Here is a 22,214-nt window from a genome sequence, read left to right on the forward strand (position 1 = left end):
TGTTGGAGGGGCGGTTGAGCCTATTCTTCGAAACGCGACGCGTGGTCGCCTTGGCGATCGCCCTGGCCTTTGCCTGCGATTTTGCCCAGGCCGATGCCGGCACCTGGCGCATCGGCACGGACGATGACGGCCTCGTCACGGCTTCGGTCCATGCCACCAACAAGCTGATCACCGGCGGTGGCGCCCTGAGCTATAGCCCGATCCTGACCATCGCCTGTCGCCCGGACAGCCAACCGCGCTGGACCGAATGGCTGCAATTGAACGACACCGTCTCGGCCAATCGCAAGATCACCATGTCGGTCACCGTCGACGACGACAACAAGTTCGACGAGAGCTGGTTGGTCGGCCCGCGCGGCCGCATGCTGGTGCGCGATGGCGCCGACGGCATAAAGCGCCTTGCCGCCGCGAACCGGCTCCAACTTTCGTGGCGCTTCGGGCTGCTGTCGGGACGCGGCCAGGCCGATTTCGACTTGACCGGCGTCGATGAAGCGGTCAGCCAGCTAGCCGGCAGTTGCAACGCCGCTATGCCTTGAACGTGTCCGCTGCGCGCTTCGGGCGCCGACGGAACCCGTTTGGCTATTTCAGCAAGCCGACCAGAACGTCGAAGGCGGCGTCGATGTCGGCGCGGACCGCGGCCTTGACCGCTTCCGCGTCCCGGTCACGCAACGCGGCGAACATCTCCTGATGGTGCGCATTGGCGGTCGAATAGTTTCCGGAATCGTGCAGCATGTTGAAATAAGGGCTGATCTGGAGCCACAGGTTCTCGATGATGTTGAGAATATTCTCGGAGCCGGCCGCCCGGTAGATGGAAAAATGAAAGGCGTAGTTGGCGCGCAGATAGGACTTGACGTCTCCCGCCGCGTTGGCCTGTTCGAGTTCGTCCAGATGCTGGCGCAGCCGGGCGATGGCTTGTTCGTCCATGCGCTCGGCCGCCCATGCGGCGGCGATCGCTTCGATCTCGAAGCGGACGTTTCTCAGATCGACGAGGCGTGCGCGGCTGAGTGCGGGAATGCCGATCGAGCGGCCTGAAACCACCATCAGCGCGTTGGCTGCGGTCAGCCGCCGCAGCGCCTCCCTGACCGGCATCGGACTGACGCCGAAAGCGTCGGCGAGGCTTTGCACCGTTACCATCTCGCCCGGCACGATGCTGCCGTCGAGGATCAGTTCGGTGACATGGCGATAGACCCTGTCCTGCAAGGTCTCCTTGGACAGGGGCGCGATCTCGACACCCGGCTTCCTGAACGCCGCTCCAGCCATCTCCCCTCAACCTTCCCGCGCAAGCTGCGCCATAGCCCGTATCCGGAATGCAGGCTTCCGGCTGCGGCGTCAAGCGCCCGGCCGTCGCCTGTCTTGAGCATATTTCATCATTGATCTTTGATCAAATGGTGGTACGGTTGCCATATCGGATGGCAAGGTCACGTCTCGTGCCCTTGGGAGGCATCCGATCGTTCGGATCGGGAGGAGTTTCATATGGGTATCGGATTGAAAGCCCGGCGGCTTGCGCTGCTGGCCGGCATGGCTGTCTGCGCTTTTGGCATCTCCGCGGCCGAGGCCGCCGAAAAACACAAGATTTTTCTCAGCATGAGCTACATCGGCAACGATTGGCAGGCCGAGGCGGCCAACATGGTCAAGGCCATGGCCGCTCACAAAAGCCTTGCCGACAAGGTCGACCTGCAAGTCCAGGTCGCCGGGCCCAATGCGCAACGCCAGATCCAGCAGATCAACGCCATGGTGCAAAGCGGCGCCGAGGCGATCGTCGTCTATCCGATCTCGCCGACCGCGCTCAATCAGGTCGTGAAGAATGCCTGCGACAAGGGGGTCAAGGTCTTCGCCTACGACGCCGAGATCACGGAACCCTGCGCCTACAACGTCCATATCGACCAGTTGGAAGCGGGCCGGGTGACCGCCGAATGGCTCGTGAAGAAGCTCAATGGCAAGGGCAACATCATCGCCGTCACGGGCGTTCCCGGAACATCCGTCGATGACCAACGGACGAAGGCCGCCAAGGAGGTTTTCGCCAAGTACCCCGACATCAAGATCGTCGGCGAGGCTGTCGGCATGTGGAGCCAGGCGGTCGCCCGCACCGAACTTTCCAAGATTCTCGCCACGCGCAACTGGAGCGATATCAACGGGCTGTGGATGCAGGTCGGCTGCTTCACCGCCAATTCGATGCAGCTCGAGGCGGGCAAGAAGGCCAGCGAGCTTCTGCCTTGCGCCGGCGAAGGCTCCAATGGCGGCCGCATCCAGATGCTGCCGGAAGGCACGGAGGTCGAGGGCGCTGCTTCTCCCTACGCGCCGCTCGGCGCGCCGCGCATTTCCTATGCCTCGCCGCCTTATTCCGGCGCGCTCGCCTTGAAGCTCGCCATCGAGGCGGTCGAGGGCAAGGATGTGCCTAAAGCGACGATCCTGCCGCTGCCGGTCGTCACCAACGAGACGATCAAGCTTTGCAACGAGGGCACTTGGGCCGAAATGAAGGCCGGATGCAACACCTTCAAACCGTCGCTGGTTTCCAACCCAGGCTGGTTCGCGTCGATCTTCTCCGACCAGACGCCCGAGATCGGTCTCAACGCGGCGCTCGTCGGCCAACCCGAAGAGTAAGCTTCAGCAGTCCGTGCGCGTGGGGCGCTGTGTGGCCCCACGCGCATGCAGGCATGGCATGCCGGAACCGGGAATGATGACTTCAACAACGCATGTGCCGGCTATTGCCGTCAACGGCATCCGCAAGGCGTTTGGAGCGACCGTCGCGCTTGACGACGTCTCCTTCGCGATCGCGCCCGGCAGCGTGCACGCCTTGCTGGGAGAGAACGGCGCCGGCAAGTCGACGCTGGTCAAGCTCCTATCGGGGCTGGTGCGGCCCGATCAGGGCCAGATCAGCATCCTTGGCGCGCCGGCCGCGCTCGGTTCGCCGCGCGCCGCGCACGATCGCGGGGTGCAGACCGCGTTCCAGGAGATGACGCTGGTCCGCGACCTCAGCGTTCTCGACAATATGCTGCTGCCCTATGCGCCATCCGGCCCGACCGGATTGATCAGGCGGTCGGCCGCGCGCAAGGCGGTTGGCCGGCACATTGCCGATCTCGGTTTTTCGGTCGATCTCGACGCCGAGGTTGCGACGCTCGATCTCGCAGTCCGCCAGAAGATCGAGATCGCGCGCGCCGTTTACCGGAACCCGCGCATCCTGCTGCTGGACGAGCCGACCTCGACGCTTTCGGGCGGCGACGTCGAATGGTTGGGAACGATCATCGCGCGGCTCAAGGCCGCCGGAACGACGGTGGTTTTCATCACCCACCGCATGCGCGAGGTGCGAGCTTTCTGCGATACCTTGACCATCCTTCGGAATGGGCGCCACATCGTCACTGCACCGGTGGCCGACATCTCGGACGAGGATGTGATCGAGAAGATCATCGGTCGCGCCCTCGCGCAGACCTTTCCGCCAAAGCCCGAGGGTGCGGCGGTCTTCGGTCCGCCGGTGCTCGGCGTGCGCGATCTCAAGGCGGGCAGAAAACTCGACGGCGCCAGTTTCGACTTGCGCAAGGGCGAAATCCTCGGCATCGCCGGACTTCAGGGCATGGGCCAGCTAGACCTGTTCCTTGCCTGCTTCGGCATGGCCGAGATCGAACGCGGCCACGTCATGGTCGACGGCCGCAAAGTGTGGCTCGGCTCGCCGGCCGATGCGCTGAGACCCAACATGGCGATCGGGCTGGTGCCGGAGGATCGCAAGACCGAAGGCCTGTTCCTGAAATTGTCGGGTCGGCAGAACGCATCGCTGCCGGTGGTCGGCCGCTTCACCCGGCTCGGCTTGATCCGCGAGGAGGAGGAAGCGCGCGCCGTGCAGGCGGCCTTCTCGACGGTCGAGGTGGACAAGCGTGCGCTGTGGACAAGGGCAGGCGCCTTTTCCGGCGGCAACCAGCAGAAGATCGCCATCGCCAAATGGCTGGTTGCCGAAAGCCGCATCCTGCTGCTCTTCGATCCGACCCGCGGCATCGATGTGGGCACCAAGCACGAGCTCTACGTGATGATGCGCGACTATGTGGCGGCCGGCGGGTCGATCCTGCTGCATTCGACCGAAATTCCCGAACTCGTCCATCAATGCGACCGCGTGCTCGTTCTCTATGACGGACGGTTGGTGGCCGAGCTCGCCGGCGACGAGATCACCGAGAGCGCGATCATGCGGCCGGCGCTGGGACATGGCGGCAATATGCTGGAGGCGGCACAGTGAGCGCGGTCGGTTCGTTAACAACCGGACAGGCCGGATTTCTGGTGCGCCTCCTGGCGCGGCATCGCGGCGCTATTATCGCGGCGATCGTCTTTGCAGTGCTGCTCGTCGTCGTCGACCTGATCAGCGCCGGGCGGCTCACCTATTTCGACATCTCGTTCCTGTCGAGCGGCGGCGCCACCTCGGCGCTGGCCGCGATGGGCCAGACCATCGTCATCCTGTCCGGCGGCTTCGACCTGTCGGCGGGCGCCGTGGTTTCGCTGGTCAATGTGGTGCTGGCCACGTCGATGGATCCGATGGCGACCGGAACGAGCGTCTGGCTATGGACGCTGGCCGGCATTGGCGTCGGCATGCTCGTCGGGGCGTTTAACGGCTTCTTCATCGCGGTGCTGCGTATGCAGCCCATCGTCGTCACGCTGTCGACCATGTTCATCTTGCAAGGCATCACACTGCTGGTCATGGACAAGCCCGGCGGCTTCGTCTCGCCCGATCTCGGCGCTTTCTATCTCGGCGACGCGATCCCGGGCTGGTTGCCCATGCCGCTGGTCGTCATCGGCGTGGTCCTGCTGGCATGGTTCTGGCTGAAGGGCACACGGTTCGGCACTGCGCTCTACGCGGTCGGCAGCGATCCGGACGCCGCTGCCGCGGTCGGCGTGCGCGTCGTCCTCGTGCGCTTTTTCGTCTATGTCATCGCCGGCGGCTGCTACGGGCTTGCCGGCGTGTTCATCAGCGCCCAGACCGGCAGCGGCGACCCGCTGGTCGGCAATCCGCTGCTGTTGTCGATGTTCGCCGCCGTCGTGGTCGGCGGCACGCGGCTCGGCGGCGGGCAGGGCGGTCCGTTCGGCACCGTCTTCGGCGCCTACATCCTGATGATGGTCGTCAACGTCCTGCTCGTGCTCAACGTTTCGGCCTATTATTCGACTATCGCCGAGGGCACCATCCTGATCCTTGCCGTGCTCGCGGGCTCGCTGTCGCATGGCTCCGTGCTCGCTTACCAGGTTCGCGCCTTGCGCGCGCGGCTCGCCGCCTGGCGAGCCGGCATGCTGCCGTCGCAGCTCGATCCAACCGACCGCAGGCTGCGCCTCGGACACAAGGCCGCCGTTCCGGGACAAGCGCCCGGCTTTCGCGTGCGCAATGCCGAGGCGCTTCGCTACGCGCTGCCGGCCTATGTCTGCCTGGCCGTCGTCATGATCGTCACCCAGATCTGGCTCGGCCGGGCCATCTTCAATCCCACCTACTGGAACTCGCTGTTCGTGCTGTCGAGTTTCCTCGCCGTGCTTGCGCTCGGGCAGGGCAGCGTCATCCTCACCGGCGGGCTCGACTTGTCGGTGCCGTGGACGATCGGCCTGTCGGGCATCCTCCTTGCCGGCATGGTCAACGGATCGGACGCGGCACTCGTCTATGCGATGCCGGTGGTGCTCGCCATCGCCTGTCTTATCGGACTGGCGAACGGCATCGGCATCGTTTTCCTCGGCATTTCGCCGATCGTCATGACGCTCGCCACCAACGGCATCCTGCAAGGTTTCGCGCTTCTCTATTCGCAAGGCACTCCAGCCGGCTTCTCCTCGCCGATGCTGCGCTGGTTCATGACCGGCAAGATATGGGTGGCGACGCCGGTCGTGCCGTTCATGGTCGTCTTCGTGGTCCTTGCGGTGCTGCTGCTCGGCCGCACCGCCTTCGGTCGCAAGGTCTACGGCATCGGCAACAGCCCGCGCGCGGCCCAGCTTTCGGGCATCGCCGTCGGACGGACGCTGATCTTCGTCTATATTCTGTCGGCGCTGTGCGCGGCGCTCGTCGGCGTCATGCTGACCGGCTTTTCCGGCCAGGCCAGCCTCGGCATGGGCGACGACTATCTCCTGCCGTCCATCGCCGTCGTGGTAGTCGGCGGCGCGCTGATCACCGGCGGACGCGGCCATTATCTGGGCATGCTCGGCGGCGTGCTGCTCTTGACGGCGCTGCAGATGCTGCTGGCCGGCACGACGCTGCCCTACGCCACACGGGCGATCCTGTTCGGGCTGGTGGTGCTCGGTGCCGTCATGGCGCTGCGCGAAAGACGCATTCAATGAAGGGAATGGAATGATGAGCACGAGCGCACCCAAATCGCCCGACGAATTCCTGGCAGGGCTCAAAGGGCAACGTGTCCTGGTGACGGCAGGCGCCGGAGGCATTGGCTTCGCCATTGCCGAAACCCTGTCGCGGCTCGGTGCCCGCATCGTCGTCTGCGATGTATCCGACGAAGCCCTCGCGGCCGCCCCGCAGAAAATGACGCTTGTTGCAGCGGTCAAGGCCGACGTGTCGCGCGACGACGATGTCGACCGGCTGTTCGAGGCGGTGAAGGAGAAACTGGGCGGCCTCGACGCACTGATCAACAATGCCGGCATCGCCGGGCCGACCGGCGGCGTCGACGAAATCGATCCGGCCGACTGGCGGCGCTGTCTCGACATCGGCCTGACCGGCCAGTTCCTGTGCGCACGGCGCGCCGTGCCGCTCATCAAGGCGGCCGGCGGCGGTTCGATCGTCTCGATGTCGTCGGCGGCCGGCCGCCACGGCTATGCGTTCCGCACGCCCTATTCGGCGGCCAAGTTCGGCGTCATCGGCTTCACGCAGAGCCTTGCCAAGGAGCTTGGGCCGCACGGCATCAGGGTCAACGCCATCCTGCCGGGCATCATCGAGGGGCCGCGTATCGAGAGCGTCATCGCGGCACGCGCCAAACAGGTCGGCGTCAGCCACCAGGAGATGACCGAACGCTATCTGCAGAACATCTCGTTGCGCCGCATGACCAGCCCTTATGACGTGGCTTCGATGGTCGCCTTCCTGCTGTCCGACGCGGGCATCAACATTTCAGGCCAGTCGCTCGGCGTCGACGGCAACGTCGAAACGCTTTGAGGAGCAAGCCATGACCAAGGTTGCAATTGTCGGAAGCGGGTTCATCGGACGGGCCTGGGCGATCAGTTTCGCGCGCGCCGGCCATGACGTGCGGATGTGGGATCAATCGCCTGCCGCGGCGGGCGGCGCACGCGACTACATAGAAGGCGTGCTCGGCGATCTCGCGTCGAACGACCTGCTGCGCGGACAGTCCGCGCACGCGGTGCTCGAGCGTATCGCCGTCGTGGGAGATATGGAAACGGCGCTGGCCGGTGCCGTGCATATCCAGGAGAACACGCCGGAAAACCTCGACGTGAAACGCGAGGTGTTCTCGCGGATCGACCTCCTCGCTGACCCGCACGCGGTGATCGCCAGCTCCACCTCGGCGCTGCTGCCGTCGAGATTCACCGATCATCTCCCAGGGCGGCACCGCTGCCTGGTCGTGCATCCGATCAACCCGCCCTATCTCATTCCGGCGGCGGAGGTGGTGCCGGCTCCGTGGACGTCCGCCGAGACGCTCGAAAGGACGCGCGCCTTCCTCATCGATGCCGGCCACGCGCCGCTGGTGATGAAGCGCGAGCTCGACGGCTTCATCATGAACCGGCTGCAAGGGGCGCTGCTGGAGGAAGCTTTCCGGCTTGTCGCCGACGGTTATGCCAGCGTCGAGGATGTCGATATCGGCATCCGCGACGGGCTGGCGCTGCGCTGGTCGTTCATGGGGCCGTTCGAGACCATCGATCTTAACGCACCGGGCGGCGTGCGCGACTATGCCGAGCGCTACCAGGGCATCTATTCCAATATTTTTCCGCAGATGCTGCGCCGCGTCGACTGGGCGGGCGAGGTGATGGAAACCGTCGAGGCCGAGCGTAGCAGGCGCTTGCCCAGGGAGAAGCTGGGCGACCGGCAGGTATGGCGGGATCGCCGGCTGATGGCGCTGGCGGCGCACAAGAAGAAATCGGATCAGGAGTTCGGACAATGAAAGAAACCAGCCGCAAGCCCGGCGCCACGGCGGCCAGAGGCAAGGTCATCATCACCTGCGCGGTGACAGGGGCGATCCACACGCCGACCATGTCGCCCTATTTGCCGATCACGCCGGACCAGATCGCCTCGGAGGCGATCGCCGCCGCGGAAGCCGGCGCCGCGATCCTGCATCTGCATGCCCGCGATCCGGAGACCGGCAAGCCCGACCAGACGCCGGAGGCCTTTGCCCGTTTCCTGCCCCGCGTCAAGCAAGGCACCAATGCCGCCATCAACATCACCACCGGCGGCAGCCCCTATATGAAGGTCGAGGAGCGGGTGCGCCCGGCCGCCCAGTTCAAGCCGGAGGTCGCCTCGCTCAATATGGGCTCGATCAATTTCGGGCTCTACCATCTGGCTGACAAATACGAGACCTTCAAGTTCGACTGGGAAAAGCCGCATCTGGAAGCGACGCGCGATCTCGTCTTCCGCAACTCGTTCAAGGATATCGAGTACATTCTTGCCACCTGCTACGATAATGGCACGCGGTTCGAGTTCGAGTGCTACGACATTGCCCATCTCTACAATCTCGCCCATTTCGCCGACCGCGGGCTGGTGAAGCCGCCTTTCTTCGTTCAGTCGGTTTTCGGGCTGCTGGGCGGCATCGGCACGCATCCGGAGGATGTCGCGCATATGAAGCGCACAGCGGACCGGCTGTTCGGGGATCAGTTCCGCTGGTCGGTGCTCGGAGCCGGCGCCAGTCAGTTACGCATCGCCGCGCAGTCGGCGGCGCTTGGCGGCAACATCCGGGTCGGGCTGGAGGACAGCCTGTGGGCCGGCAGGGGCAAGCTTGCCAAGTCGAATTCCGAGCAGGTCGTGCTGGCGCGCAAGATCATCGAGGGGCTCGGCATGGAGGTGGCAACGCCGGACGAAGCGCGCGAGATCCTGTCGCTGAAGGGCGGCGACAAGGTCGCTTTCTGACACAGCCAATCGCCGCGCGAGCCAACAAAGAGGAGGACGGCATGAAGATCGAAGTCGTGGTGGACGTGAAGACCACGCTGGGCGAGGGACCGCTCTGGGACGTCGAACAGGAGCGTCTCTACTGGATCGACAGTTTCGACGGGCGCGTCTTCCGCGCGACCGCCGACGGGCGCGAGATCCGCTGCTGGGACGTGCCGATGAAGATCGGCTCGATGGCGCTGCGCAAGGATGGCCGCGGCGCTGTCGTCTCGTTGCAGCGCGGTTTCCATCTGCTCGATTTCGCCACCGGCGAGGTGACGCTGATCCATGATCCGGAGCCGGACAAGCCGATGAACCGTCTCAACGACGGCAAGGTCGACCGGCGCGGCCGCTTCTTCGCCGGCTCGATGGACACGATGGAGGAGGGGCCGTCCGGCGGTCTCTATCGGCTCGACCCGGATTTTTCCGTCACCAGGATCGATTCCGGCATCATCTGCTCCAACGGTCCATGCTGGAGCCCCGACGACCGCACCTTCTATTTCGCCGACACCTGGACCGGCGAGATCTGGGCCTATGATTACGACATCGAGACCGGTGCGGCCACCAACCGCCGCACCTTCGTGCGCGTCGACACCAGCCGCGGTGGCGCCGCCGACGGCTCGACCGTCGATGCCCAGGGCTATCTGTGGAACGCGCTGGTCTATGACGGAAAGCTGGTGCGCTATGCGCCGGACGGCAGCGTCGACCGCATCATCGACATGCCGGTGAAAAAGATCACCAGTGTCATGTTCGGCGGGCCGAAGCTCGACACGCTCTACGTCACCTCGATGGCCAAGCCGCCGCTGCCACGCTTTCCCGGCGACGGTGTCCTGCGCGGCAGCCTGTTCGCCATCACCGGCCTTGGCGTGACCGGCGTTCCCGAACCGCGCTTTGGCGGGTGATCTGCCGCTCGGGCCTGTGGCCTGCTAGCGGCACCATTTCTCGACCGCAATCGCAATCGCCTTCGTGCAATCGACGAGATCGCGCACCGAAACGCGCTCGTTCGGCTGATGCGCCTGCGCCGGATCGCCAGGACCGAAGTTGACGGTCGGGGTGTTGCCGAGGCCGGTCGGCAGGCCGATGTCGCTGTGCGCGCCGAAGCCGCTCAGGGCCGGCGACAGGTCGGCTGCTTTGACGGCCTCCTGGAACAGGCCGACAAAGGGGTTGTCCGACGGGATCTCGGCGCAATCGGCATCGAGGATCCATTCGACACGGGCAGGGTGCTTTCGCAGATAAGGATCCGCCTGGCAGACATTGGCGATATGCTCTTCGATTTCGCGTTTGACGTTGCCGCCAAGCCTGAACTCGTCATGCTCGCTGGGCAGGTACTGTGCGTCGATGATGATCTCGCCGCGTCCCGCCATGGAGGACGGGTGTTCTCCGGCATTGATCTGGGTGACGATGATCTGGTTGGGCAGGTCCATCAGCGGGTGGTTCTTCCTGGGATCGAACATCCAGCGCCGGTTTAGGATATCGATGCCGTCGAGGATCTGCCGGCAGAGCTGGATGGCGTCGACCGGGCCGCTCGAATACCAGGCGTTCGGCGTCAGTTCCGCGTGCCCGCCTATGCCGTCGATGATGATCTTCCCCCACAGAATGCCATGACAAAGCGGTGCGATCCTGTTCGCCGTTGGTTCGGTCATGATCCCGGCGTCGGCGCGAAAGCCGCGATCGACCATGGCGAGCGACCCCATGCCGCCGATTTCCTCGTCGACGACAGTGGTGAAGACGACGTCTCCGGACAGGGGAACATCGAGTTCCTTCAGGATCTCGACGGCCATCAGCATGCAGGCGACGCCGCCCTTCATGTCGACCGTGCCGCGACCGTGCAGGAATCCATCCTTCAGGACAGGCTGGAAGGGATCGGTGATCCAGTGGCCGGCGGCACCCGGCGGGACGACGTCGATATGGCCGGTCAGCATGATGGATCGTCCGCCGCCCGTGCCCTTCAAAACACCGCCGAGATTGGGCCTGCCCTCGAAGGTCCTGCCCTTGTTGGCGCCGGCGCGTCCCTTGTATTTTTCGTAGAGCGCCGGGCCGTCCGGATCCCAGAGATCGGTCGCGAAGCCGAGCGCTTCGATGCGCTTTTGCAGATAGAGCTGGCAATCACGCTCGCCAGGGCCAGCCTCTTTGGGATTGGATTTCACGATCGAAGGAAAGGCGACGAGATCGCTCAGTGTCCTGACGATGCGCTCGGCGGCCGCCTCGACGCGCGCGGCGATGGTCTCTTCCATGGAAGGCATTTTTATCTCCAACGTTGGGAAAGTCGGTCGGCGAGGAGCACGAAAACCAGAAGGGCGCCGACAATCCCCACCTGCCAGACCGTGTTGATGTTCAATTGCAGAAGGCCGGTCTTCAGCGTGACCAGCAGCAGGACGGCCGCGAACACGCCACCGACGCCACCGCGCCCGCCAGTGATGACGATGCCTCCCAGCATGGCCGCGGTCAGCGATTCCAGTTCGAGGTTCTGGCCGATATTGGGCCTGCCGCTGCCGAGCCAGGCGAGGGAGACGAGGCCGGCCGCACCGGCAAGCGCGCCGCTCAGCACATAAAGGATGAAGCGTACGCGATCGACCGGGATGCCGACCAGTTTGGCCGAACGTTCATTGAAGCCCATCGCGTAGATCCAGCGTCCCCAAGCCGTCGAGAGCAGCACGAGACCGGCAAGCGCGAAGCAGGGGACGGCGAGCGTAAGAAAAGGCACCGGGATGCCCATGACCACGCCGCGCCCCCAAACGAGCAGCCAGGCCGGCACGCCGGACTGCGCCGCGCCGCCGGTGACCGCCAACGCCAGGCCGGAATAGACGAAGAATGTTCCGAGCGTCGCGATGAAGGGGAGAAGGGCAAGCCCGTTCACCAGCCATCCGTTCAAGGCGCCGAGCATGGCGCCGGCCAGGATGCAGACGACCGGCAACAGAAGGGGTGGCAACCCCAGCTTCAGGGAAAGCATGGCAACGATCGCCGAGAGCGAAACGGCGCCGCCGACGGACAGGTCGATGCCCGCGCCGCCAGCCAGGACGACCAGGCCCTGTCCAAGACCGACCAGGGCCAGGATCGTCGAGAATTGCAGGATTGTGGTGACGGTGCCGAGACTGAACACGGAAGGCTTGAGCGCCAGCAGGCCGGCAATGACGAGCAGCCAGAGACCGCACAGCAGAGCCAAGGTGAGGGCGGGGCCCTGCAGGTTCCGGATCCTGTTCATGCGCGGGCTCGCAGGAATTGGGCTAGCGGCAGCCGGTTGGAGACGGCTTCGAAGCCAAGCACGCCGATGATGAGAACGCCTGTGACCACAGGCTGCCAAAGCGAGGGAACGCCGATCAAGAGCAATCCATTCTGGAGAATTCTCAGAAGCAGTACGCCGAAGACCGTGCCGATCAGGCTGCATCTGCCGCCCAATATGCTCGTGCCGCCGAGAATGACCGCGGCGATGGCATCGAGCGCCAGCGTGCTGCCGATCGTCATCTCCACATTGCGGTAGGTGGCGACGTAGAACGTGGCGGCAATGCCGGTCAGGACGCCGCTGATGACGAAGGTCATGAAGCGCACCTTGACCACGGGGATTCCCGACAGCCGCGCCTTTTCCTCGGAATTGCCGATCGCCAGCAGGTGCGGCCCGTAGGGGGTTCGCCGCAACGCCAGCCAAACGACCAGATAGGCGACGGCAATGACGATGGCCGGGACCGGAACGCCGAGCACGGCAGTAGCCAGAAGATTGGTGAGGCTCGAGGGCAGGCCCGAGAGCCACTGCCCGCCGAGAAGGACAAAGACGGCGGTGCGGTAGACGCCAAGCAGGCCCAACGTTCCCACGATTGCCGGAACGCGGCCGAGGACGACGACGGCGGCCGTCACGCAGCCGAGCAGCGCACCGACCAGCGGTCCGACAATGATCGCCAGCGCCGGACTGCCATCGGCACCGAGCACGCGGCCGATGGCGATGGCCGCCAGCCCCATGACGATGCCGATCGACACATCGATGCCGCCCATGGCCAGCAGCAAGGTCATGCCAAGGCCGATCAGCAGCAGTTCGACGCTGTTACGCAGGACGGTCGCCGCATTGCCTGGCGTCGCGTAGTGGGGCGATGCGACAGAAAAGATGACGATCGCCAGGAGACAGGCGGCAAGCAAGGACCACTCCCGCCCATTCATGGCCAAAACGCCGTTTCCAAACTGTCGCACCGTGTTCATCCCAAGGCTTCAGAAGTTGAACTTGTCGACATTGTCCTTGGTGAAGACCGCCGGCGGTCCGAGCAGCAGGATGCCCTTGGCGGCATCATAGGTGGCGGGCTTTTCGAGGCCGGCGATCTTGTTTTCCGCTTCGAAGGCCTTGCCGTCGATCAGCTGCTTGCCGGCCCAGACCGTGAGATAGCCAAGCTGCTCGGGATCCCACAGCACGGTGAAGCCGAAGGCGCCGCTCTTCAGGTATGATCGCGCCGTGTTCGGGCTGCAGTAGCCCGTGCCGATGACGGAGCCGATCTTGCCGGCGGTCTCGATGGCCTGGGCGACGCCCGGACAGGTCGAGGATGCGACGGCGATGATGGCCTTGATGTCGGGATTGGCGGCCATGAGATCGCCTGATATCTGCGCGGCGCGCTCGGCCGTGCCGCCGGCAAATTGCGGATCGAGCAGTTTCAGCTTCGGATATTTGGCGGAGGCCTCTTTCTGCATGTAGCCGATCCAGGCATTGAGATTGGACGCAGTCGCCTCGCCGGAGACGATGCCGATCGTGGCGTCCTCGCCGACGCGCTTGACCAGTTCATCGATGATCGTCGTGCCGAGCCCTTCGTCGGTCGCCTGCGCCACATAGACCGCACGGCCGCTGTCGGGTGCATCGCTGTCGCTGGTGAAAAGCTTGATGCCCTTGGCCTTGGCGCTCTCGACGACGGGCGCGATGCTGGACGCATCCAGCACGCTGACCGAGATCGCCTGGACCCCCTGGTCGATCAGGTTCTGCACGATCTGCAGCTGATCGACCGGGTTGGTGTCGACGGGGCCGGAATAAATGAAATCGACGCCCAGGTCCTTGGCGGCGCGATTGCCGCCGGCTTCCATGGCATTGAAGTAGGGGATGCCGATCAATTGCGGGACGAAGGCGACCTTGTGTTTGTCGGCGGCATGCGCTGCCGTGGCGACCACGAATGACAGCGCGGAAACGGCGAGCGCTTTTTTGAGTTGAGAAAGCATCGGTTTATCCTCTCTGGAATGGACGTGCATTTCAGTTTGATTTTTCAAGCGCCCGCACGTCGGGATGGGCGCCTGTTATGAGCGAAACGACTTCCTCGTGACTGGTCTCGGCCGCCAGCCGCTCCGCCACCTTGCGGCCGCGCCGGAACACCACGATGCGATCAGCAACCTCGAACACTTCGGAAATGTTGTGGCTGATGAGAACGACGGCGCAGCCGCGCGCGGCAAGCCGCCGCGTCAGTGCCAGGACCTTGCGGGTCTCGGCGACGGCAAGGGCCGCCGTCGGCTCGTCCATGATGACCAGCTTGGCATTCAGATTGAGCGCCCGGCAGATGGCCACGGCTTGGCGCTGGCCGCCGGACAGGCTGCCGACGGGTGCTTCCGGATCGGAAATATGCGCGTCGAGCTCTTTCAACAGACCATCGACGCGCTGGCGCATCTCCTTGCGCTTCAGGAAGGGAATACCCAAAATGGAGCGTTTCAATTCGCGGCCGAGAAAGACGTTTTCGGCAATCGACAGGTTTTCCGAGAGCGCCAGTTCCTGAAAGATCGTCGCGATCCCCGACGACGCCGCATCCTTGGGCGAGGAGAAAGCCACCGGATTGCCCTCGATGAGAAGCTTTCCATCGCTGGGTGGATGGGCGCCCGCCAGGATCTTGATGAAGGTGGATTTGCCGGCGCCATTGTCGCCGAGAAGCGCCAGCACCTCGCCGGAGCGGATTTCCAGGTCGACATCGGCAAGCGCAGTCAGAGCGCCAAAGCGCTTGGCGATATTTCTGGCGACAAGAAACGGTTCTGTCATGGCGGTTCCCCGGCGGTTGCTGGTCGGCTAGACGGCCTTGCTGACCCAGCGCAGCACGTTGGTCCAAAGACGCGCATAGCCCGGCCATTCCACGAAGCTGTTGGGCAGCCAATGCGGGCCGATATCCGACGTCCAGGCCAGCGTGCGGCCCTGGCCATGGCGGCCGGTGACCAGCAGCGGATGGCCGCCCTGATCCTGCGGCAACCGTGCGAGGATTTCGACGTCATCGCGATCGCGAGCGATGACCTCGTTGGCGCCGAGCAGCAGCGGCCATTCGCCTTCGATGCCGGCAAAGATCGGGTGATCCTTGGGGCCGGTGATTTCAGGCCGGAACCCTTCGGGAATCTCGAGCCGGTCGTCATAGGGAAGGCAGGTCACCGGCAGCGCCTCCTCGACGGCCGTGCGGTGCCAGCGCGCCTTGCCGTCGATGCCCTGGAAGGAGAAATAACCACCGATCATGACCAGGCCGCCGCCGGCCCGGGTCCAGTCGCGCAGAAGCTTGAGCCGGTTGGGCACTGTCTTGCCGTGCAGCCAGACATCGGGGTGAAGCAGCAGCGAGTTCGCGCCGATGTCGGAGAGGATGATGGCTTTGTATTGCGACAGGCCCTCCATGGTGAAGGGCAGCTTTTCGACGGCTTCATGGGCCGGCATGTAGTCGAGGTCGAATTCGCTGCTCTTCAAAGCATCGACCAGCGGCGTCGCGCCCAGGTGAAAGGTGACGCTGCCGAACTGATCGAACCCCTTGTAGTGGGTCGCCGAACTCATCCAGCTCTCGCCGACCAGAAGCACTCTTGTTTTCGCCATGATCAATACTCTCCTGGGTTCCCGTAAGTTGTTGGTTCAGCTTGCCAACATGGCGTTGTTCGCCAAGGCGGCAGCCTTCAAAGTCGCGAAATCCGCGATGTAGCCCTGTGCGCCTTCGACCGTGGTCGTCAGGCTCGCACCGATCGCCGCATGGCGGGCGGCGTCGTCAAGCGACGCACCATGCAGCCAGAGGCTTAGGAATATGCCGGCGAAGCTGTCGCCGGCGCCCGTCGCATCGACGCGGTCGACAGGCAGTGCCGGCACCTCGATCTGCGGTCCGCCATTCGCCGGAAAGACGACCGCGCCAAACTCGCCGAGAGTGAGCACGACCGTTCCGCGCGGCTTGATGCGTGCCAGCATCAGCCGCACCTCTTCGATCATCGTCGCCATCCTGGAGCGAAAGTCGAAAATCTCCCGCATCATCACATCGTTGATGAAGGTCAGATCGATATGCCTGACCATCTGCGTGAAGGTTTCCGGCGTGCGCGCACTCTTGGGCAGGCCGGCCGAATGCAGGCTCACCCTCCAGCCGGCCTGATGAAAGCGTGCGATGGAAGCGGTCATCGTTTCGTAGTGGAAGCCTTCGATGTGAAGACAGGCCGGGCGCGGCTCGGGCTGGATGTCCAGATTGGCGGTCAGATCGATCTCGCCGAGTTCGAACGGTTCGCTGATGATCGTGCGGCTGCCATTGCGCTCGATGATCACGATGGCCTGCGAAAGGCGGTTGTTGGGCGTGTTGCGGATCGGCAGTGCGTGGACGCCCAGTTTGGAAAGCGCGCCGAGCGCCCAGTCACTCTCCGGGTCTTCGCCGACCGCCGTCGCCAGTTCCACGTCGAGAGCGTAGGGCGCCCCGACACCGGCGGCGGCAACCGCGAGATTGGCCGCAGGCCCGCCCAGCGCCTTCTCGATATGGCTGGCTGTGATGCGGTCGTCGCGATGCGGCAGGACGTCCACGCGGCAGAGAAAGTCGACGCTGACCCGGCCCGCGACCAGGAGCCTCGGCAGATGATCGAGATTCTTCGGCCTGTGAGGCGCGCGGCCCGGCAGCGAACGCGCAAACGAACTCGGCCGGTACATCAGCGTGGCGATCGCCTTTTCGATGCGTTCGCGCGTGGCCTCCTTCAGGCCCGCAGTCCCATTGATGAAGTTCGACACCGTTCCGATGGAGACACCGGCGGTGCGTGCGACATCCGCTATGGTCGGGCGCTTGCGTTGCAATGGCAGGTTCCAATTGAAGCGTTTCAAACGGTATCAACGGAAATGGCGCCCCTCAACGGAATTATGTTCTAAAAGGTAGGAATCTCACACGGATTCTTGGAAACCCATCGCGCAAGGCGACCCTTTTTGGAGCCGTTCGTTCCAGAATTGAACGATTTTCAAATTCTTGAGCCGAAAGACCGTGCCGGCGAATTCGCTGCTTTCATTCGATCGACCGGCCTGGCCAGACGCCGGCAATGTCGGCGAGCTCATCATCTAGATCAGCAGCAAGCCCTTCATGCTGGAACAGCCCTTGCGACCGATGATGATGTGGTCATGCACGGAAATGCCCAGCCGCTTGGCCGCGTCGATGATCTCCTTGGTCATCTCGATATCGGCACGCGATGGCGTAGGATCGCCCGACGGGTGGTTGTGGACCAGGATGATTGCCGTCGCCGACAGTTCGAGCGCGCGCTTGACCACCTCACGCGGATAGACGGGCGTATGATCAACGGTGCCGGTCTGCTGCACCTCGTCGGCAATCAGCGTGTTCTTTTTGTCGAGGAACAGGATGCGGAACTGCTCGCGCGCCTCGAAGGCCATGGCTGACCGGCAATAGTCGAGAAGTTGCTGCCAGGAGGAGAGGATTTCGCGGCCATGGACCTCGCTGCGCGCCATGCGCTGGGCCGTCGCCGCAATAACCTTCAGGTCGAGCGCTACCGCCGGGCCCACGCCCTTGACCTCCTGGAGGAGGCCGACGGGCGCGCCAAGCACCTCGGCCAACGTACCGAAGCGTGCCAGCAGCGCCTTGGCGACCGGCTTGGTGTCGGCACGCGGGATCAGGCGGAAGAGCAGGAGTTCCAGAAGCTCGTAATCGGGCAGGGCGTCCGGACCTGCCGAGGCGAAGCGTTCGCGCAAACGGTCGCGATGGCCGAGATAATGCGGCTTCTCCTCGATCCCCCTGGCCTTCGCGGGAGGCCCGGCTTTCGCAGGAGAGTGCATGGTCGCGAGAAGCTGCGCAGGCTTTTCTGCAAAGAAACTGCGCTCGTCGTCGTCACCTGACATATTGTCTGCCCCCAGCTCTCCTGACCGCGAGGTCCGGCAGGACGAGACATTAGGCCGGCAGGCCGGGGCGGTCGAGCTTTTTGGGGGACAGGGTGAAGATCTCGCAGCCGGTGTCGGTCACGCCGATCGTGTGTTCGTATTGCGCCGACAGCGAGCGGTCGCGCGTCACCGCCGTCCAGCCGTCCGACAGGACTTTCACATGCGGCCGTCCGAGGTTGATCATCGGCTCGACGGTGAAGATCATGCCGGGCCGCATTTCGATGCCCTCATTGGCGCTGCCGTAATGCAGGATGTTGGGCGCGTCGTGGAACAACTGGCCGACGCCGTGGCCGCAGAAGTCGCGCACCACCGAACAGCGCTCGCCCTCGGCATAGGTCTGGATGGCGGCGCCAATGGCGCCGGTGCGGGCGCCGGGCCTGATCGCGGCAATGCCGCGCATCAGGCATTCGTGGGTGACTTCGAGCAGGCGTTCAGCAGCGCGTTTTATGGTGCCGACGGGGTACATGCGAGAGGAATCGCCGTGCCAGCCGTCAAGGATGTAGGTGACGTCGATGTTGACGATATCGCCATCCTTCAGCGGCTTGCTGTCGGGGATGCCATGGCAGACGACATGGTTGATCGAGGTGCAGGAAGACTTGGTGTAGCCGCGGTAGTTGAGCGTCGCCGGCAGCGCGCCATGATCCATGCCGAACTCGAAAACGAAGCGATCGATGGTGTCGGTGGTGACGCCGGGCGCGACCATCGGCACCAGTTCGTCGAGGCAGCGCGCCGTGAGATCGCACGCCTTGCGCATGCCGGCAAAACCTTCCTCGCCATAGAGGCGAATCTGGCCGGTGTTTCTGAGCGGTGCCGTGGCGGCGTCGAGATAGGTGACCATTGGTGTCCGTCTTGCCGGTGTGGCTCCGCAAGGGAGCCGGCGTGAAAATCTCCCCAGATTTGGCACTTGAGGACAAAAGGTTCAAGGAAGAACTGCCCGGACGCTACCATGCGGCAGGGATATTCGGCGCGCCCCGGTGTCTTTGACGCGCTCGTTCCTTCCCTTTCGATCGACCGTGCGGTAGGGCGAGGGAGGTTTTGGAGATTTCATGAGGGTCAAACACGCCAGATTGCCGGAAGCGCCGTTGAAGTTGGCCTGCTCATTGCTGATGAGCCTGGTGCTGCTGGCGATGCTGTCCCTTGGCCGGCCGGAGGTGCCCGTCCTTGCCGGAGCAGCCTCCGATGTCGCCACCGCCGGCGTGGAGCGGTCCGGCGAAGCGGCGGCGCTGCTGCGCATCACCGGCAAGGCGCAGGCGCTGGAAGTTCGTTCCAGCCGGCCGGCTCTGGTCAAGTTTGCCGGCGGCCATCCGGCCCTGCCGGCCCGGGACACCGTCTTTTCCTGGTTTGTTTCGGTTCCGCCGGCAGAGATCGTCGCTGCTGGCGAGTTGGCCCGTACATCTTGGGCGAATGCCAATCAGCCGCGCGCGCCACCATCGGTTCCGGCCTGAGCGGTTTCACCCGCGCCTTCACCCAAATCACTTCCTGTTCGCGTCGCGATCCGTGCGGCGGCCTCGGTCGCGCAGCGGTGTGTGGCGCGTCATTTCCGGATTGTTTCCATGCAACGTATCAAGACACTCAAGAGCCTTTCACGCGCGGCCTGCGCCGCCATTTTCCTTTCCGTCCAGGCGCTCATCTGTATCGGGACCGTCTATTGGGCGCTGACGGAGACGCTCGGCCTTTCGACGACAGGGGCACTTGTCCTTGGCGCGATTTTCTCTGTGCCGTCGGCCTTCGTGCTGCTTACAGCGGTGCGCATGGCCTTCGATGCGGAGACCGATCCCGCCAACCAGTAGTCGGATCGCCAAGGCGCCCGCGTTCGACACGGTCGAGCGCCTTGGCGCTTGCTTGCGGCGGCTGCGGCAAAACGTCCATGACCGTGGAGACGCCACATTCCTGCGGTAGCGGCCGGTCAAAGCAACTTTTTACGACGGATGGCGTTGCCGCTGGTGACGACAGTTCGGGAGATGGCGGATGGACAGACTGCAATTCGAGGTGCCGGTGCGTATCGCGCCCGGACCCGGCCTGCCTGTCGAGGAGATCTACAGCGTCGAACAGGCCCTTGATTTTCTCCAGGACTGGCCGCTGCGCCGGCAAGGTCCGGTTTACCAGAAGGCCTTCAACGCCTGCTTCGGCGCCACCGTGGACGTGGTCAAGACCGAGGATGCCTGCCGGGCGTTCATGGCGTTCTGCCGGGTGACCGGGCTGATGGCCCGGGACATGATGGCACCGCGCAAGCGCGGTGGCCAGGCGAGAGGGCTGCAAGCCTGAGGGGGCGCGGCGCTCTTTCGTTCCCGTGGCCGAACGGCGCATCGATGCCGATGCCATTAAGCTTCCGTTTCCACTTTCGCGGCTACGCCATGCTTGTTCGGCAATGGTTGATTCGTTGCGTCAGTCTCGTGGTTCGGAAGATGTCCCCAGAAAAAATCCGTGCATTCCCAATCGACCGTCAGGCATTCCTGGTTCGGGAGGTGGCTGCCAGGCTCGACAGTTTGCATGGCGACAGCGCCACCTCGTTCTGGAGGGCCAAGGCAACGGAGTTGTTCGATCTCGTCGTCAGGTCAGGCAGGGACAGAGCGGCGGCGAGCGACGAGGTGCGCAGGTTCTTCTTCGCCGTGCAAAAAGAGATATCGACCGGCGCGGCAACTGAGCCGATGCCAATTCTTTCCGCCTGAAGTGCTTGGCGGGCGTCCCTGCATCCCGCTCCCTGCCAACCGCTAGCGGAACAGATATTTTGATACTTCGGGGTTGCCGCGTCGCCACATGACGTTATCAAGGAAGTAGTGGTGCACGTTGATGAAGATCAGCACTATGAAGAAGAACAGCGACGAACCCAGGACTTCCTTGTCGTAAGGGATCAAGGCAGTCATTGCCGCCGGGACCAGCCAGAAACCGAGACCGCCGAGGATCCCGCCGGCGATGACGAACCCTAGGACACGCATCCTGTAGATCGGACCAAGAATGGACAGGATTCTGGAGTCCGGAACCCTTTCTGCATCGGGCCCGTCACGCTCGACATTGCTTTGATAGCGCCAGACCACGGCCAGGTACTGCAGCGAATGGAGTGCCGGCACCACGAGCAGCCAGAGCGGATTTATTCTTACAACCAGGATCCAGAGGTACAGGGACGCGCTGTAAGCGACGACGCCGTTATACGGCAGGCTGCCGCCATTTTTACTCCAGCGATTAATCAGCATCACAACGGTGGCGGCCGTGGAAGCGGCCGCGGCCGACAGCGCAATCGTATTGAGCCACGCAGGGGTGGCAAACGTATAATATTCCAGACCGTAGTATTTTGCTTGGCTGACCGCCGTGTTCGTCTGGAGCCATGCAAACAGCCATACGGCATAGCTGTTGATCAGCAGGATTTTCTTATCCGGATTGGTGAAGAACCTGCGCTTCAACACGGCGTCCACCATCAACATGCCGTAGCCTTGCTTGACGTAGTGCCAGCCCACGAAAAAGAACATCGCGTTGGCTGCGTTTCCGAGCAGCCGGGCGTTCGCCGTTATCGAGCCGTAAGCAAAAAACCCGCCCATGAGCAGGGGAACGGCAATGCCGGCGAAGATATAGCGGATCTGGAGGCCCCTGTCGTATCCGTCGCCGCACACCTTGCTTCCAAAATTGCGATAGAAGAGTTGGTAGGAGTGGGCGAAGTGTGGATAGTTGATCAGATAAGCCAGGAAAAGCATCACCGCAGCCACGGCGCCTTCGTATTTGAGCGGCACGAAGAACAGGGCTGGCAAAATCAGGAATGCGCTGCCGCCAAGCATGAGGAAGTCCGCCAGCGGGCCAAAGAGATATCTTTGTGGCGGCGTCGCCGCCGGCGCTCGATCCTCCGCCGAAAGGTGAACTGCCATCTAGCATCCCCCTTGGAAAGGCCGATTTAACCATCGAGCCTTGCCCTCGACAAGGTCGAGGCGACGGAATGGTCAACACGTAAAATGACGTTTCGGAAGGGGGTGTTACCCTGTTCGGCGCGATAGCTCTTGACGCCGAAAGGGAGCGAAGGGGACATCGATGAACGACCCGAGACATAGGTGACGAAACGTACCGGACACATGGGTAACACTTTTCGCTTTGCGGGAGGTGTTGATG

At 63.7% G+C, this 22,214-nt stretch carries 23 protein-coding genes; 12 read left to right on the forward strand and 11 right to left on the reverse strand.

From position 1 onward, the window contains the following. Positions 1-14: 14 nt before the first annotated feature. Entirely contained in the window at positions 15-533 is a 519-nt protein-coding gene (locus tag LB551_RS17525; protein ID WP_224659985.1) for a hypothetical protein, read from the forward strand. 43 nt (positions 534-576) lie between these two features. Here LB551_RS17525 and LB551_RS17530 read toward each other — a convergent pair whose 3' ends face one another. After that, on the reverse strand, positions 577-1,257 hold the full coding sequence (locus LB551_RS17530; RefSeq protein WP_140551478.1) for a GntR family transcriptional regulator: 681 nt from the start codon (positions 1,255-1,257) through the stop codon (positions 577-579). A gap of 213 nt (positions 1,258-1,470) precedes the next feature. On the opposite strand from LB551_RS17530, the gene LB551_RS17535 reads away from it, so the two are divergent. The 7 genes from LB551_RS17535 (at position 1,471) to LB551_RS17565 (ending at position 9,936) form a co-directional block, all read left to right on the forward strand. After that, positions 1,471-2,598 carry a sugar ABC transporter substrate-binding protein gene (locus LB551_RS17535; RefSeq protein ID WP_140551479.1) on the forward strand — a complete coding sequence of 376 codons (1,128 nt, stop codon included), beginning with the start codon at positions 1,471-1,473 and terminating at the stop codon, positions 2,596-2,598. A gap of 76 nt (positions 2,599-2,674) precedes the next feature. After that, a complete protein-coding gene (locus LB551_RS17540) occupies positions 2,675-4,216 on the forward strand; it encodes a sugar ABC transporter ATP-binding protein (protein WP_224660004.1) in 1,542 nt (513 codons plus the stop codon). Next, on the forward strand, positions 4,213-6,279 hold the full coding sequence (locus LB551_RS17545) for an ABC transporter permease (RefSeq protein WP_224659986.1): 2,067 nt from the start codon (positions 4,213-4,215) through the stop codon (positions 6,277-6,279). Before LB551_RS17540 ends, LB551_RS17545 begins: the two co-directional genes overlap by 4 nt. Before the next feature lie 13 nt (positions 6,280-6,292). Then, positions 6,293-7,099 (forward strand): SDR family oxidoreductase, encoded by an 807-nt coding sequence (locus tag LB551_RS17550; protein WP_140551481.1) that lies wholly within the window; start codon positions 6,293-6,295, stop codon positions 7,097-7,099. A gap of 10 nt (positions 7,100-7,109) precedes the next feature. Next, positions 7,110-8,057: a 3-hydroxyacyl-CoA dehydrogenase gene (locus tag LB551_RS17555; RefSeq protein WP_224659987.1), complete on the forward strand. Its 948-nt coding sequence runs from the start codon at positions 7,110-7,112 to the stop codon at positions 8,055-8,057. Next, positions 8,054-9,016, forward strand: a complete 963-nt coding sequence (locus LB551_RS17560) for a 3-keto-5-aminohexanoate cleavage protein (RefSeq protein ID WP_224659988.1) — start codon at positions 8,054-8,056, stop codon at positions 9,014-9,016. The genes LB551_RS17555 and LB551_RS17560 overlap by 4 nt, the downstream gene beginning before the upstream one ends. Positions 9,017-9,057: 41 nt before the next feature. Next, a complete protein-coding gene (locus LB551_RS17565) occupies positions 9,058-9,936 on the forward strand; it encodes an SMP-30/gluconolactonase/LRE family protein (protein ID WP_224659989.1) in 879 nt (292 codons plus the stop codon). 24 nt (positions 9,937-9,960) lie between these two features. On the opposite strand, the gene LB551_RS17570 is transcribed toward LB551_RS17565, so the two are convergent. From LB551_RS17570 to map, 9 genes are all read right to left on the reverse strand, one after another. Further along, complete coding sequence (locus tag LB551_RS17570; protein ID WP_224659990.1) at positions 9,961-11,277, reverse strand: M20 family metallopeptidase; 1,317 nt, start codon at positions 11,275-11,277, stop codon at positions 9,961-9,963. Between the two features lie 2 nt (positions 11,278-11,279). Continuing rightward, positions 11,280-12,236 (reverse strand): ABC transporter permease, encoded by a 957-nt coding sequence (locus tag LB551_RS17575; protein WP_140551486.1) that lies wholly within the window; start codon positions 12,234-12,236, stop codon positions 11,280-11,282. Further along, positions 12,233-13,159, reverse strand: coding sequence for an ABC transporter permease (locus LB551_RS17580; protein WP_224659991.1), 927 nt, complete (start codon positions 13,157-13,159; stop codon positions 12,233-12,235). Before LB551_RS17580 ends, LB551_RS17575 begins: the two co-directional genes overlap by 4 nt. A gap of 69 nt (positions 13,160-13,228) precedes the next feature. Further along, positions 13,229-14,215: an autoinducer 2 ABC transporter substrate-binding protein gene (locus LB551_RS17585; RefSeq protein WP_224659992.1), complete on the reverse strand. Its 987-nt coding sequence runs from the start codon at positions 14,213-14,215 to the stop codon at positions 13,229-13,231. Between the two features lie 31 nt (positions 14,216-14,246). Next, complete coding sequence (locus tag LB551_RS17590) at positions 14,247-15,017, reverse strand: ATP-binding cassette domain-containing protein (RefSeq protein ID WP_140551488.1); 771 nt, start codon at positions 15,015-15,017, stop codon at positions 14,247-14,249. Positions 15,018-15,044: 27 nt separating this feature from the next. Beyond that, the gene (locus LB551_RS17595; RefSeq protein WP_140551489.1) at positions 15,045-15,821 is read right to left on the reverse strand and encodes a glutamine amidotransferase; all 777 of its coding nucleotides are present in this window, start codon (positions 15,819-15,821) and stop codon (positions 15,045-15,047) included. 36 nt (positions 15,822-15,857) lie between these two features. Further along, the gene (locus LB551_RS17600) at positions 15,858-17,039 is read right to left on the reverse strand and encodes a carbohydrate kinase family protein (protein ID WP_224659993.1); all 1,182 of its coding nucleotides are present in this window, start codon (positions 17,037-17,039) and stop codon (positions 15,858-15,860) included. A 255-nt stretch (positions 17,040-17,294) separates the two neighbouring features. Further along, entirely contained in the window at positions 17,295-18,083 is a 789-nt protein-coding gene (radC, locus tag LB551_RS17605) for a RadC family protein (protein ID WP_411970948.1), read from the reverse strand. Positions 18,084-18,132: 49 nt separating this feature from the next. Next, positions 18,133-18,960: a type I methionyl aminopeptidase gene (gene map / locus LB551_RS17610; protein WP_224659994.1), complete on the reverse strand. Its 828-nt coding sequence runs from the start codon at positions 18,958-18,960 to the stop codon at positions 18,133-18,135. 208 nt (positions 18,961-19,168) lie between these two features. Between map and LB551_RS17615 the strand changes: the two genes are divergently transcribed. The 4 genes from LB551_RS17615 (at position 19,169) to LB551_RS17630 (ending at position 20,791) form a co-directional block, all read left to right on the forward strand. Then, positions 19,169-19,567: a hypothetical protein gene (locus LB551_RS17615; protein WP_224659995.1), complete on the forward strand. Its 399-nt coding sequence runs from the start codon at positions 19,169-19,171 to the stop codon at positions 19,565-19,567. Between the two features lie 108 nt (positions 19,568-19,675). Next, entirely contained in the window at positions 19,676-19,912 is a 237-nt protein-coding gene (locus LB551_RS17620; protein ID WP_224659996.1) for a hypothetical protein, read from the forward strand. Positions 19,913-20,090: 178 nt separating this feature from the next. Then, positions 20,091-20,387: a DUF982 domain-containing protein gene (locus LB551_RS17625; protein WP_224659997.1), complete on the forward strand. Its 297-nt coding sequence runs from the start codon at positions 20,091-20,093 to the stop codon at positions 20,385-20,387. Between the two features lie 44 nt (positions 20,388-20,431). Further along, on the forward strand, positions 20,432-20,791 hold the full coding sequence (locus tag LB551_RS17630; RefSeq protein ID WP_224625508.1) for a DUF6074 family protein: 360 nt from the start codon (positions 20,432-20,434) through the stop codon (positions 20,789-20,791). A 42-nt stretch (positions 20,792-20,833) separates the two neighbouring features. Here LB551_RS17630 and LB551_RS17635 read toward each other — a convergent pair whose 3' ends face one another. Further along, on the reverse strand, positions 20,834-21,976 hold the full coding sequence (locus LB551_RS17635) for a hypothetical protein (protein ID WP_224659998.1): 1,143 nt from the start codon (positions 21,974-21,976) through the stop codon (positions 20,834-20,836). Between the last annotated feature and the right edge of the window lie 238 nt (positions 21,977-22,214).

The organism is Mesorhizobium sp. BR1-1-2, from assembly GCF_020165435.1.
Lineage (GTDB): Bacteria > Pseudomonadota > Alphaproteobacteria > Rhizobiales > Rhizobiaceae > Mesorhizobium.

What these genes read in the sequence shown, in the direction of transcription:
- LB551_RS17530 (WP_140551478.1), bottom strand. Translation starts at nt 1,257, where the DNA reads ATGGCTGGAGCGGCGTTCAGGAAGCCGGGTGTCGAGATCGCGCCCCTG.
- LB551_RS17535 (WP_140551479.1), top strand. Translation starts at nt 1,471, where the DNA reads ATGGGTATCGGATTGAAAGCCCGGCGGCTTGCGCTGCTGGCCGGCATG.
- LB551_RS17540 (WP_224660004.1), top strand. Translation starts at nt 2,675, where the DNA reads ATGACTTCAACAACGCATGTGCCGGCTATTGCCGTCAACGGCATCCGC.
- LB551_RS17550 (WP_140551481.1), top strand. Translation starts at nt 6,293, where the DNA reads ATGAGCACGAGCGCACCCAAATCGCCCGACGAATTCCTGGCAGGGCTC.
- LB551_RS17555 (WP_224659987.1), top strand. Translation starts at nt 7,110, where the DNA reads ATGACCAAGGTTGCAATTGTCGGAAGCGGGTTCATCGGACGGGCCTGG.
- LB551_RS17560 (WP_224659988.1), top strand. Translation starts at nt 8,054, where the DNA reads ATGAAAGAAACCAGCCGCAAGCCCGGCGCCACGGCGGCCAGAGGCAAG.
- LB551_RS17565 (WP_224659989.1), top strand. Translation starts at nt 9,058, where the DNA reads ATGAAGATCGAAGTCGTGGTGGACGTGAAGACCACGCTGGGCGAGGGA.
- LB551_RS17570 (WP_224659990.1), bottom strand. Translation starts at nt 11,277, where the DNA reads ATGCCTTCCATGGAAGAGACCATCGCCGCGCGCGTCGAGGCGGCCGCC.
- LB551_RS17575 (WP_140551486.1), bottom strand. Translation starts at nt 12,236, where the DNA reads ATGAACAGGATCCGGAACCTGCAGGGCCCCGCCCTCACCTTGGCTCTG.
- LB551_RS17585 (WP_224659992.1), bottom strand. Translation starts at nt 14,215, where the DNA reads ATGCTTTCTCAACTCAAAAAAGCGCTCGCCGTTTCCGCGCTGTCATTC.
- LB551_RS17590 (WP_140551488.1), bottom strand. Translation starts at nt 15,017, where the DNA reads ATGACAGAACCGTTTCTTGTCGCCAGAAATATCGCCAAGCGCTTTGGC.
- LB551_RS17595 (WP_140551489.1), bottom strand. Translation starts at nt 15,821, where the DNA reads ATGGCGAAAACAAGAGTGCTTCTGGTCGGCGAGAGCTGGATGAGTTCG.
- radC (WP_411970948.1), bottom strand. Translation starts at nt 18,083, where the DNA reads ATGTCAGGTGACGACGACGAGCGCAGTTTCTTTGCAGAAAAGCCTGCG.
- map (WP_224659994.1), bottom strand. Translation starts at nt 18,960, where the DNA reads ATGGTCACCTATCTCGACGCCGCCACGGCACCGCTCAGAAACACCGGC.
- LB551_RS17615 (WP_224659995.1), top strand. Translation starts at nt 19,169, where the DNA reads ATGAGGGTCAAACACGCCAGATTGCCGGAAGCGCCGTTGAAGTTGGCC.
- LB551_RS17620 (WP_224659996.1), top strand. Translation starts at nt 19,676, where the DNA reads ATGCAACGTATCAAGACACTCAAGAGCCTTTCACGCGCGGCCTGCGCC.
- LB551_RS17625 (WP_224659997.1), top strand. Translation starts at nt 20,091, where the DNA reads ATGGACAGACTGCAATTCGAGGTGCCGGTGCGTATCGCGCCCGGACCC.
- LB551_RS17630 (WP_224625508.1), top strand. Translation starts at nt 20,432, where the DNA reads ATGCCGATGCCATTAAGCTTCCGTTTCCACTTTCGCGGCTACGCCATG.
- LB551_RS17635 (WP_224659998.1), bottom strand. Translation starts at nt 21,976, where the DNA reads ATGGCAGTTCACCTTTCGGCGGAGGATCGAGCGCCGGCGGCGACGCCG.